The sequence below is a fragment of the Streptomyces sp. NPDC104367 genome (genome assembly GCF_055583825.1).
Genome location: NZ_JBVJND010000034.1, coordinates 60,886 through 73,059, shown reverse-complemented (window position 1 = coordinate 73,059; position 12,174 = coordinate 60,886). Strand labels below are relative to the sequence as shown.

At 75.2% G+C, this 12,174-nt stretch carries 8 protein-coding genes; 3 read left to right on the top strand and 5 right to left on the bottom strand.

Going from position 1 to position 12,174, the window contains the following annotated elements; all coding sequences use genetic code 11:
* Positions 1-45: 45 nt before the first annotated feature.
* Complete coding sequence (locus ACZ619_RS37105) at positions 46-1,479, bottom strand: hypothetical protein (protein ID WP_469608747.1); 1,434 nt, start codon at positions 1,477-1,479, stop codon at positions 46-48.
* Between the two features lie 115 nt (positions 1,480-1,594).
* On the opposite strand from ACZ619_RS37105, the gene ACZ619_RS37100 reads away from it, so the two are divergent.
* The 3 genes from ACZ619_RS37100 (at position 1,595) to ACZ619_RS37090 (ending at position 4,986) form a co-directional block, all read left to right on the top strand.
* Positions 1,595-2,020 (top strand): hypothetical protein, encoded by a 426-nt coding sequence (locus ACZ619_RS37100; protein ID WP_469608744.1) that lies wholly within the window; start codon positions 1,595-1,597, stop codon positions 2,018-2,020.
* A 31-nt stretch (positions 2,021-2,051) separates the two neighbouring features.
* The gene (locus ACZ619_RS37095; protein ID WP_469608741.1) at positions 2,052-3,695 is read left to right on the top strand and encodes a hypothetical protein; all 1,644 of its coding nucleotides are present in this window, start codon (positions 2,052-2,054) and stop codon (positions 3,693-3,695) included.
* Between the two features lie 106 nt (positions 3,696-3,801).
* Positions 3,802-4,986: a beta-ketoacyl-[acyl-carrier-protein] synthase family protein gene (locus ACZ619_RS37090; RefSeq protein WP_469608739.1), complete on the top strand. Its 1,185-nt coding sequence runs from the start codon at positions 3,802-3,804 to the stop codon at positions 4,984-4,986.
* Between the two features lie 10 nt (positions 4,987-4,996).
* Here the strand turns inward: ACZ619_RS37090 and ACZ619_RS37085 are convergent, their stop codons facing one another.
* From ACZ619_RS37085 to ACZ619_RS37070, 4 genes are all read right to left on the bottom strand, one after another.
* A complete protein-coding gene (locus tag ACZ619_RS37085; protein WP_469608737.1) occupies positions 4,997-7,186 on the bottom strand; it encodes a SpoIIE family protein phosphatase in 2,190 nt (729 codons plus the stop codon).
* A gap of 134 nt (positions 7,187-7,320) precedes the next feature.
* Complete coding sequence (locus tag ACZ619_RS37080; RefSeq protein WP_469608735.1) at positions 7,321-9,693, bottom strand: SpoIIE family protein phosphatase; 2,373 nt, start codon at positions 9,691-9,693, stop codon at positions 7,321-7,323.
* Between the two features lie 152 nt (positions 9,694-9,845).
* Complete coding sequence (locus ACZ619_RS37075) at positions 9,846-10,718, bottom strand: LysR family transcriptional regulator (protein ID WP_469608732.1); 873 nt, start codon at positions 10,716-10,718, stop codon at positions 9,846-9,848.
* A 54-nt stretch (positions 10,719-10,772) separates the two neighbouring features.
* A complete protein-coding gene (locus ACZ619_RS37070) occupies positions 10,773-11,927 on the bottom strand; it encodes an MFS transporter (RefSeq protein ID WP_469608836.1) in 1,155 nt (384 codons plus the stop codon).
* Positions 11,928-12,174 lie beyond the last annotated feature (247 nt).

Genomic DNA, 12,174 nt, shown 5'->3' with positions numbered 1-12,174 from the left:
CGTCCGCGCCGCGCGTGACGCGGACGTCCGCCCCGCTCCCGGCCATCACGCGCTCCTCGGGTCGACCGATGCCGCCGGTGCAGCCGACGCCGCTGGTGCCGCGAGCGGTGCAGGCGGTGCAGGCGGTGCCGACGGCGTCGACAGAGCGCGGAGTGCGGACCGGACCCGGGCACGGTGGTCCATCATCACCGAGCGGGCGACCCCGTCGAGCACCGTCCAGGCCGACGCCGGGTCCGTCAGCGGCGCGTCGCGCACGTCCCGGCCGTGCAGTCGTACCCACAGCCGCCGCATGTACGCCGCCCACGGCGCCCTGAGGTCCCGCGCGAGGCTCTCCAGGGTGCCGCCGTCCGGGTCGGGGTGCGGTGAGACGGTCATCCTGCGGGCCCGCAGCACCGAGGCCTCGCGCCGCCAGCGGCCGTTGACGGCCCGGTGCGCGGCGGTGCGTCCCGCCCCCGCGGCGCCGGTGCCCAGCGGGTCGAGGCCGACCGCGAGCCGTCCGCCGAGGACGACGGCGACCCGCAGGCTCTCGTCGTACAGGCCGAGCGGGGCGCAGCCGCGGCCGGCCTCGCGGGCGACCAGCTCCGGCACCGGCGGGAGTTCCTCGCGCCGGGCCGACGACTGGAGCACCACGAAGAGCCGCTCGAAGACGGTGCGGTCCAGCGGCGGCGGCAGCGTGGCGGTGGACGCGCCGTGCCCCACCTCCGGTCGCGGCGGCACCTGGCGCGCGGTCAGCCCCAGCGGCGCAGGAGGGCCGTCAGCGCCCCAGACCCCGCCCGCCCGCGCCCACAGCGCCCGGCCGAACAGCCCGCCGTGCCCCGCCTCGACCATCGCGGCGTACGCCGGTGAGCCCTCCGGCGCACCGCAGGCGTCCAGGACCTCGGCGGCCAGCGTGAGTGCGGCGGCCAGCGCGTGCGCGGCTGCCGTACCGGAGGCCGGGAGCGTCGGGCGGCTCTCCCACGCGGCGGCCAGTTCCGCGTCGAGCCGGGCGCGGCGGCCGGTGTTCGCGAGGTGCGCCTTCAGCGCCTCGACCGTGCGTCCGCCGCCCGCGTCCGCCATCTCCCCGACCACCGCCCTGGCCACCGCCTCCGCGCCGGCCGCGGGCGGCCCGTGCTCGGTGGCCAGCTCGAAGCAGCGCTGGAAGTACAGGTCCTGGGGGTTTCCCGCCACCACGCCCAGCGTCCGGCGGGCCTTCTTGAGCAGCGTGAACCACTGCGCCGTCGCCACGAGACGCGGACCGGACTCCGTGACCAGCGCGTGGAGACGGGCGGCCTGGTCCGGTCCCAGGAAGTCCACGGCGAGTTCGGGACGCAGCGCGGGCCGGACGACCAGCGGCAGCACGAGCAGCTTCACGGTCCGGGTCAACGGCGCCCCGCCGGGGCCGCTCAGCGGTTCGAGGCCCGGCCCCAGACTCCGCCAGGCACGGTCGACGACCAGGGCACGGGACCGGGGCTCCTCGGTCGGCTGACGCGGCGGCGGCATGCGGGGAGCGTACGTCGTCCCCGAACAGACGGGCGAACCTGGGATCGGTAGGGGTCCCGGCCCGCCTAGCGTCCCCACCGTGCACCGCACCGGCTCACCAGAAGGAGAAGCGGTCATGGGAATCTTCGGGAAGCGCGGCGGGAACCGCGAGGAGCGGGCCGCCGACATCGCCGGCAAGGTCGCGAGCGGGAAGGGGTTCTACGGCCGTGTCACACGCGCGTTCCTCGGCCAGGAGGACTTCGCCAAGGTCCAGGAGTCGATCGGGGCCCACCGGTCGGGCCACGAGGTGCAGCGGTTGCTGGCCGCGGGGGTGCCGACCGTGCCGGCCGTCCTCGTGTCGATCGCCGACACCGGCCGGCTCGTCAACTTCGACCCGGTCGTCGACCTGGTGCTCCACCCGTCCGGAACGGCCGAACCGGTCACCCTGCGGACCATCGTCTCCAAGCTGCGCGTGCCCCGCCCCAGCGATCAGGTCCTCCTGATCGCCGACCCCGCCCGGCCGGGGAGCTACCTCTACGCCGGGGACGGCGTGAACCCGTGACCACGTCCGCTCCGGCGGGTGAGGAGAGCCGATGCGCAGTCGTACGGCCGTGTTCCTGGGCCAGTTCCTGTTCGCCGCGGTCTGTCTCTCGGCAGGGCCGGTCTTCCTCGTCCTCGGGTACGCCGCCCGGCACGACGGCGCTCCCTGGGGCCCCGTGGCCTGCGCGGCCGGTGCGGCCGTGACCGCGATGATCCCGGTGTCGGCCGCCGTCGCCACCCGGCAGGTCTTCCCCCGCGTCACCCGCGCGGACAGCGGGCGGCACGGCGCCGGCGCGTACCCCGACGGCACCTTCGTCATGTGGGCCCCGGCCTTTGCGCCGGGCCCCGCGGCCGCCCGGCTGGTACGGGCGGACGTCCTGGAGGCGTCGCTCGTGCGCTACAGCCCCGACGGGGAGTCGACGTTCACGACGTACTTCGGCAACTACGCGCCGGACGAGTTCACACCGGTGGTCAGGATGAGGCTGCGGGTACGGAGGGAGACGGACGACGGGCCCGCGGGGGGCGCCGGCGGCGGAGCCGAGGTCGTGGGGGAGTGGCGGGTGCCGCCCCTGTGCCTGTCCGCGATATCAGCAGGCCGCCTGGCAGTCCTCGCCACTCCCGCCGACCGGGCCGCTCCCACCAACCCGGCCGCTCCCGCCAACCCGGCCGCTCCCGCCGACCCGGCCGCTCCCGCCGACCCGGCTGCTCCCGCCAACCGGGCCGACCCCACCGACCCCACCGACCCGGCCGACCCGGCCGACCCCACCGACCCCACCGACCCGGTCGGCTCGGTCGATCCCGTCTGTCCCGACCGCCCCGTCGGCCCAGTCGACCTCGTTGGCCCCGTCGGCCCCGGCAGGGTTCGGGTGGACTGGCCGCGCAGTGTGTTGCTCGCGGGGACCCGTACCTGCCGGGTGACCGAGCTCGACGGGCGGGTGACCGAGGTGACCCGGTTCCCGCGCCGCCAGCTCGCGCAGATGCGGATCTCGCGCGAGGCCGGTGGTGTCGTGATGGCGGGGGACACGATCGACCTCCGGCGTCTGGACGCGCGGACGGCGGCACGCTACGGCGCCCTGGCCGACCTGGCCCGCGCCTGCCCCGAGGAGCGGGCGCCGGTCACCGAGCCGGGCGAGGAGGACCGGCTGCTGGTGGACGAACTACCCGGCGAAAGTGGAGGATTCGGGCATGTCGGGCGGTGGTGGTCGCGGCGCGGTGGGCGTCTGGTGCGGGCGCGGTTCCTGGAGATGCGCGGCAGGACCACGTTCCAGGACCACGGCCCGGTCCTGGACACGGTGCTGCGGGTCCGGCCGGCCGACGGCTCCCCGCCGTTCGACGCCGCCCGGCGGCTCACCGTACCCATGAACTACCTGGCGGTCCTGCACCACACCCGGGACGTCGTCCTCACCGTCGGTCCGAACGGCCGCTCGTACGACGTCGACTGGACCCGCACCAACCTGCTCGCGGGTGTCACCGCGGCCACGGTCGTCGCCCCCGACGGCCGGGAGTTCCGGCTGCCGCGGCGCTCCGCCGCCCTCTGGCCCCTGATGAACCTGCTGGCCTCCCACGGCCTCTCCAGCCCCGGCCCCGTCCTCGACCTGCGCGGCCCCCGCACCGCTCCGGTCGCGGCCGCGGTGCTGCGCGTACTGCGGGAGCGGGGAACCGGCGATTTGGGGCAGGAGGGCGTGTATGCGCAGTAGATTGCGAAGTGGATTGTGATGGAAGGCTCTTGACCGGGGTCACCTGAATCGGGCAGGTTTCGGACAGTTGACGTCATCCATGGGTCTCCCGAGAAGGATGCGTGCCATGAGCGCCTACCTGACCCCTCCGGTGGTGCTGCACGGCGAACACGTCGTGGAGACCGGCCGGATCCTGGCGGAGGTGCGCGCCCGGCACCCGGAGGCACCGTGGCTGTCGCGGATCGACGGCATCGCCGCGAGCACCGGGATCGTCTCGCGCGGGTGGATGCTGCCGCTGGAGACGGCCGTCGCGCCCGGCGCCGGGAGCGGACTGCGAACTCCCGGCGCGGGCCAGGCCCGTGCGGCGCTGGCCCACGGCGGGTTCACCGACGAGGAGGTGGACCGCGTGCTCGCCGCGCTGGAGGCGGTCCCGGCGCCGCAGACCGTCCAGGAGCGCACCGAGCCGGCCTGGGCGGCCGTACAGGAGTACGGGGAGCGGGCCGCGCGGCGGGCGCTGCGCGACGCCGGGGTCGGCGCCGCCGACGTCGACTGTCTGATCACCAGTCACTCCACCACCCCGGCCCTGCCGGGGCTGGACCTCGCGCTGCTCAACCGACTTCCGCTGCGCGACGACGTACTGCTGCTGCCGGCCACCCAGTGGGCCTGCATCGCCGGCACCCGGTCGCTGGCGCTCGCGGCCGACCTGGTCGCCGCGGACCCCGACCGGGTGGTGCTGGTGGTGATCTCGGAGGCGCTGAGCACCACCTACCAGCCCGCCGACGACACGCTCGAATCGCTGATCGTGCGGCTGCTGTTCGCGGACACCGCCGTCGCCGTGGTGGTCACCGGGCGCCCCCGGACGGAGTCGGTCCTGCGCCTGGACGCGGCCTGGCACCACACCCTGCCCGGCACCACGGACCTGCACCGGCTGGAGACCCGCGCCGACGGCACGCACTTCGTCATGGACCGGCGCGGTCCGCGGGCCGTGCAGCGGACGGTCGCCGCGATGTGGGAGTGGCTGCACGAGCGCCACCGGCACGACCGGCGGCCCTGGCACCCCGATCTGCTGCTCGCGCATCCCGGCGGGACCCGGGTGCTGGAGTACATGGAACAGACCATGCCCGACGGGTGGCCGGCGGGGCTGCTCGCCCACAGCCGGGACAGCTACACCACGGGCAACCGCGGCGGTGCCGCCGTGCTCGACATCCTGCGGCGCGCGTACGACGCGGGCCAGAAGTCGGGCAGCCGTACGGTGCTGTACGCGGCCGCGCCCGGGCTGACGGCCACGGCGCTGGAAGGGGAGTGGCTGTAGCCGGCGTCCGTCAGACCTCCAGCTCCGCCCAGACGGCCTTGCCGGTGTCGGTCCACCGCACCCCCCAGCGGGTGGTGAGCTTGTGGACGACGTGCAGCCCCCGCCCGCCGTCGTCGAGCAGCTCGGCGCGGCGCAGCCGGGGCCGGCCGTTGCCGGTGTCGCCGACCTCGCAGGACAGCCGGCCGCCGGCCCGCACCAGCCGCACCGTGACCGGCCCGGTGCCGAACCGGACGGCGTTGGCGACCAGTTCGCTGAGCACCAGCAGCACGCCGTCCCGGGCCTGGCCGCCGATGTCCCACTCCCGCAGCAGGGGCGCGGCCAGGGCGCGGGCGCGGGCGGCGCTGTCCGCGCGGGCGGGCAGGCGCCAGCCGGCGGTGTCGCGGCCGCGGCGCCCGGCCATCCGGGCGAGCAGCAGGGTGACGTCGTCGCGCAGCCGCCCCCGCGGGGCCAGCTCGGCGACCACCCGGCGCGCGGCCTGCTGGAGTTCGTCCCAGGGGTGCACGTCGCGCACCAGGTCGGTCAGCCTGCCGATGCCGTGGTCGATCGAGGCGGCCGGGTCCTCCACCAGGCCGTCGGTGTAGAGGACGAGCAGCGAGCCGGGCGGCGCGGCGAACTCGTGCACGTCGAACGGCTCCCGTACGACGAACTCGGCCCCCAGAGCCGGGTGCGGCTGGGCCGCGATGGTCTTGGCGGACCCGTCGGGATGGACGAGGACCGGGGGCAGGTGGCCGGCGTTGGAGATCTGCACCCGGTGGTCGACCGGATCGTAGACCGCGATGCAGCAGGTCGAGCCCAGCGCGCTGTACCCGGCCGCCAGACCCGCGTCCATGTCGTCCAGCAGCGTGACCGTCTCGTCCAGGCGCTCCAGCACCTCCCCGGGGCCCAGGCCCGCCGACAGCAGCGCGCGGGCCTCCATGCTCAGCTGGCCCATGGCCGCCGCGGCCCCCAGGCCGTGCCCCACCACGTCGCCGACCACCAGCGCGGTGCGGTCGCCCGGCAGCGGAAAGCTGTTCACCCAGTCACCGCCGACGCCCGCGCTGTCGGGGGTGGTGGGCTGGTAGACGCTGGCGACCTCGATGGTGTCGCTGCCCGCCCGCGGCAGCAGCCGGCGTTGCAGCGCGAGGACCTGGGCGTGCTCGCGCTGGTGCTGGCGGGCCAGGTCCACGTGCCGGGCGGTCTTCGCCACGAGTTCCTGGAGGTCGAGCAGCTCACTGTCGCGGAACGCGTTCTCCGGCCGCCGCCAGACCTCCGTGACGCCCAGCACGATGGGCCCCGGCGCGCCCTCCGGTCCCTCGACGACCAGCGGTATGCAGGCGACGCTCACCGGCCGGTCGCCCGGCACCAGGGCGCGTACCAGCGCGGGATCGTCGAGCGCCCGCTCGATCGCCGCCCGGTCGGAGATGACGACGGCCTGCGGTACGTCGTCCCGCATGACCGCGCCGGCCAGCAGGAGGCTCGCCTCGCGGGGCAGGTTGTCCCCGGGCGTGGGATACCCCTCGGGCCAGGCCCGGTCCGGTGCCAGGGCCGCCCGCCGCAGCCGGATGCGCTCGTGCGTCTGCTCGGTCACCGCCTCGCCCGTCCACACGGCGTAGTCGAGGTCCACGGCGGCCACGTCCCCCCACTCCAGCAGGGACTGGGCCAGCGACTGCGCGGTCTCCCCGATGTCCAGCGAGGTGCCGATCGCGGCGGCGGAGGCGTACAGGTGCAGCCGCTTCGCCATGGCGATCAGGGAGACCGTCAGGCCGTCCTGCGGCGGCGCGGCCGGCAGGATGCTCATCGAGACCACCAGGTCCGTACCGTCGTCCTGGCGCAGCCGCTGGACCCGGGCGACATGCGCCTCCCGCGTGTCGAGGACCCTGCGCAGCCGCTGGGTGACCGTCGGTACGTCCCCGGCCGGCAGCAGGTCGGTGAAGGCGGCCCCCGGCGCGGTGCTCACCCCGGCGAAGGGCGCGGCGGCCAGGTTGCAGCTGGTGATGCGCAGGTCCCGGTCGAGCGTGACCGCCCCGAGGATCTGCTCCCGGTCGTCGGCCTCCCCGGCGGGGCCCGAGGGCCGGCGCACGAACCGCCCGCCCCGCTCCTCGTGCTCCTCCCGCTCGTCCTGGTCCTCCGGCTCACCCTGGACGGCCCTGGGGATGTAGTTCGCCAGGGCGCCGCTGACCGTGTCGAACGGTGAGGCGGAGGGGGAGGAGGTGGGGTCCATGCGGCTCACACAACTCGCTGACTCCGGCGCACGCCGGGAGACGTTCCCGAGTCCACGCGGTCAGGTCCCGAGAACCCGCACCGCACATCTCAACATCTCATGAGTAACACACATACCCTGCTCATGGCGCCGGGCTAGGGGATGGCCAGTTCGGCCCAGATGGTCTTGCCGGTGGCGGTGTAGCGGGTGCCCCAGCGCTGGGACATCTGGGCGACGAGGAACAGACCGCGGCCGCCCTCGTCGTCCCGGCGCGCCCGGCGCAGGTGAGGGGCCGTGTGGGCGTTGTCGGAGACCTCGCAGAGCAGACTGCGGTCCCGGATCAGCCGCAGCGTGACGGGGCCGGTGGCGTACCGGATGCTGTTCGTGACCAGCTCGCTCACCACCAGCGCGGCCGTGAACGACAGGTCGGACAGCCCCCAGCTCTCCAGCCGGCGCTCGGTGTCCGTCCGGGCCCGCGCCACCACGGCCGGGTCCGGCGGCAGCTCCAGGTCGGCCACCCGGTCGGCGTCCAGCCGCCGGGTACGGACCAGCAGCAGCGTGGCGTCGTCCGCCTGCGGCCCCGGCGGCAGGGTCGACAGCGCCCGGTCGCACAGCTCCTCCAGCGGGCAGCGCTGCCAGGTCAGCACCTGGGCGAGGCGGTCGATCCCGCTGTCGATGTCGGTGCGCCGGTCCTCCACGACACCGTCCGTGAAGAGCGCCACCACACTGCCGTCCGACAGGTTCAGCTCGACGTTCTCGTACGGCAGGCTGCCCAGCCCGAGCGGCGGCCCGGGCGCCAGCGCGGACAGCGCCACCGAGCCGGTCGCGTCGGCCAGGACCGGCGGGGGATGACCGGCGCTCGACCAGACGCAGCGCCCGCTCACCGGGTCGTAGATGGCGTACAGGCAGGTCACCCCGAGCGCCTCGTCGCCGAGCCCGTCGTCCGCGTCCGGCGCCGAGTCCTGCGCCACCAGACCGTCCAGCCGGGTCAGCAGCTCGGCCGGGTCCAGGTCCAGCAGGGCCAGGGTCCGCACGGTGGCCCGCAGCCGCCCCATGGCCGCCGCCGCGTGCACCCCGTGGCCGACCACGTCCCCGACGGTCAGGCCGACCCGCGCGCCGGACAGCGGGATCAGGTCGAACCAGTCGCCGCCCACGCCCACCCGGCTGTCGGCGGGCAGATAGCGGTACGCCACCTCGACCGCGCTCTGCTCGGGCAGGTGCTGGGGCAGCAGGCTGCGCTGGAGCACCAGGGCCGCCGCGTGCTGGCTGGTGTAGCGGCGGGCGTTGTCGATGCCGACGGCGGCCCGCTCGGCCAGCTCCACGGCGAGGGTCTGCTCCTCGGGCCCGAACGGGTCGGGGTTGCCGCCGCGACGGAAGGTGGCCAGGCCGAGGACCGCGTCACGGGCGAGCAGCGGCACGTAGAGCGAGGAGTGCACGGCGGCCCCTCCCGCCTCGTCGGCAGCCCCGGGCGGGGCGTCGTCGACGACGGGCCGGCTGGTGGCCAGGCTCAGCGCCTGCGGGGAGGGCGGCGGGTAGGAGACGGGGCTGGTCCGGAACTCCTCCGGGGTCCGGCCGTGCATCCGCAGCAGGCTGTGGCCCGGCGCCGAGCCGGTCTGCGGCTGCCGCCCCTCGAAGACCGCCGGCGGCAGGTCCACCAGCACCTCGTCGGCGAGCTGCGGCACCGCCACGTCGGCGAGCTCGGCGGCGGTACGGCGCACGTCCAGCGAGGCACCGATCCGCTTCCCGGCCCGCACCAGCAGCGACAGCCGTTCCTGGGCGCGGTAGCGCTCGGTGATGTTCAGGGACTCCTCGAACAGTCCCAGCGGTTCGCCGCGGGCGTCCACCAGCCGGTGGTAGGAGCAGGACCAGACGTGCTCGCGCCCCGGGTCGGCGGGGGCGCGCCCGCGGTAGTGCATGCCCACGACCGGCTCGCCCGTGGTCAGCACGTGCTCCATGACCTGGTCCTCGTCCGGGGGGTGGTGCCGGGAGACGAACTCGCCCTCGGGGAAGAGGTCCCCGGCGGGTCGGCCGACGTACTGGGCGATTCCCGCGAGCTCCAGATCGGTGGAGACGTTCCCCCAGACCACCCGCATGTCGGTGTCGAAGATCGTCAGGCCCACGGAGGACTCGGTCGCCAGCCCCTGCAACATCGCCAGCTGGGCCTCCCAGCCGCGCAGCGCCGCCAGGTCGGCCGCGACCACGACGGTCGCGGCGGCGCCCAGGTCGGAGAGCGGGCTGAACGTCACGGCCGCGCGCAGGGTCCGGCCGTCCCGGCAGCTCAGGTCCAGCACCGCGGAGCGGGGCCGGCGCGCCGCGCACAGTGTGGCCGGCCGCTCCTCGGGGGCCGCCGCGAGCAGCCGGACGGCGGGCTTGCCGAGCACGTCCTCGGGCGCGTGGCCGAGGAGGCGCTGGGCGGAGACACCCCACCCGGAGACCCGGCCCTCCGCGTCCAGCACCGCGGCGGCGGCCTTGGAGAGGTCCAGCGGGCTGTGGAAGTCGACATGGGGAGCATTCGGAAAACGATCCATGGCACCGCTTCCCTCCGTGCCCCCTCAGCATCCCGTGCCCCACGACGGACGACAACCGCACATCCCACCACCCCCGGCCCCCGACCACCCGCACCCCGTTCCCCGACTCCAGCCGAGGACCGAGGGCGTACGACGACCGAACCCGGCCGGGGTCAGGTGACGATGTGGCGCAGCAGCGCCGTGACCGCCGCCGGCGGCTCACCGGGCGGCCGTACCACCATCACCTTCCAGCTCGGCGCGTGCCGGGCGAAGCGGTAGGTCGCCAGGTCCGGGAAGCGGCCCGCGATCGACGGCGGCATGATGCACACCCCGAGGCCGGCCCGCACCAGTTCGGACGCGGCCACGATGTCGTTGACCTCGAAGGTCGTACCGCGCTCCACGCCGGCCGCGCGGAACGACCGGTCGGCCGCGTCCCGGATCGCCCAGCCGGGCGTGAAGTCCACCTGCGGCAGTTCGGCGATGTCGGCCAGGTCGACCGTGCCGTCGGGGCCGCTCGCGGCGAGGTCCCGGCCGGGCGAGGCCACCAGGACCATCTCCTCGCGGGAGAGCAGCCGGGTCACCAGCCCCCGCTGCTGCTGCCGGTCCAGCGCCACCACCGCCAGGTCCACCGTGCCCTCGCGCAGCGCCTGCCGGATGTCGGTGACCGCGGCCTGCCGCAGCCGCACCGTCACCCCCGGGTGCTCCGCCCGCAGTCCGGCCAGCGCGTGGTGCAGGTTGGCCCAGACCCCCTGCATCGTGCCGACCGTCACCCGGCCCCGCAGCTCACCCCTGGCCGCGTCGACCGACTCCCGGGCCAGCTTCGCGGCGCGCAGCGCGGCCCGCGCCGCGGGGACGAACGCCTCACCGGCCGGGGTCAGCGCCACCCGGTGCGTGGTCCGGGTGAACAGCGCGGTGCCCAGCTCGCGCTCCAGGGCCCGGACCGTGCCGGAGACGGCGGACTGGACGACGTGCAGCCGCCGAGCCGCCGCCGTGAACCCGCCGGTGTCCGCCACCGCGACGACCACTTCCATCTGCCGCAGGTCCATCGTCCGCTCCCGTCGACCAGGCGGTGGTCTCCGCTGCATCGTAGGCCGCGGCGATCACACGGTCCGGCGCCGCTCGGTGAGCCAGTACAGCAGCGCCAGCACCGGCAGGGCCGCGCCGAACGCGCTGACCGCGCTCCAGCCGCCGGCCCGGTAGGCGATCGAGCCGAACTGCGAGCCGAGGGCGCCGCCGATGAAGAAGACCGAGATGTAGGCGCTGTTGAGGCGGGCGCGGGCGGTCGGGTCGAGCTGGTAGACGGTGTGCTGACCGAGGATCAGGGTGGTCTGCACGCCCATGTCGAGCAGGACGGCGGCCAGCGCTATCAGCAGCACGCTGCGCTGGCCGAGACCGGCCACGGCGAAGGCCAGCGCGGCGAGACCCAGCGCGGCACCGGTCATCGGCCGGGTCAGCCCCTGGTCGGCCCACCGCCCGACGAGCGGCGCGACGGCCGCACCGGCGGCCCCGACGAGCGCGAACACCCCGACGCCGACCGCGGAGTAGTGGAAACGGGGCCCGGTCAGGACGTACGAGACCGTGGTCCAGAAGGCGCTGAACGCGCCGAACATCGCCGCCTGGTAGAGGCCGCGGCGCAGCAGCGCGGGATGGGTGCGCACCAGCGCCGCGGTGGAGCGCAGCACATGGGGGTAGGGCACCGAGGTCGTCGGCGCGTGCGGGGGCAGCGCGAAGCGCAGGGCCACGGCCAGCAGCGCCATCAGCGCGGCGGAGCCGAGGTAGACCACCCGCCAGCCGGCGACGCCGGAGACCAGGCTGCTGAGGGTGCGGGAGAGCAGGATGCCGGTGAGCAGGCCGCTCATCACCCGGCCCACGATCCGGCCCCGGGCGTGGTCGGGGGCGAGGCTCGCGGCGAACGGGACCAGGATCTGCGCCACCACCGAGGTGGCGCCGCTGACCAGGGACGCGGCCAGCAGCATGGGGAAGCCGGTCGCGAGGCCCGCCGCGAGCAGCGCGAGCGTGGTGACCATCAGCAGGACGGTGATCAGACGGCGCTTCTCCAGCCGGTCGCCGAGCGGCACCAGGAAGACCATGCCGATCACGTAGCCGACCTGGGTGAGGGTGATCAGCGTGCCCGCGGTGGCGGTGCTGATGCCGAAGACACCGCGCAGCTCGGACAGCAGGGGCTGCGCGTAGTAGAGGTTGGCGACCGTCATCCCGGTGGCGACGGCGAACAGCGCGATCAGCCAGCCCGGCACACCGTGGGCGGGTTCTGCGGCGGTCTTCCCGCGTGGGGGACGGACTTCGGACGGCTGGGACACGGGGACCTTCTTCGCAAGAGGGGACGAACCCACCTGGACGGCGAGCCTCTCACCGTCCTCAAGCACCGGACGGCCCCGCTGCTTCCCCGGGAGCGGCGATGGTTCCGGATGGCAGTCATCTCGCTCGGAGATGACAGCGGGCCCCCGCGGGAGCGGTCGGCCGGCCCCGCACGGGTGATGCCGG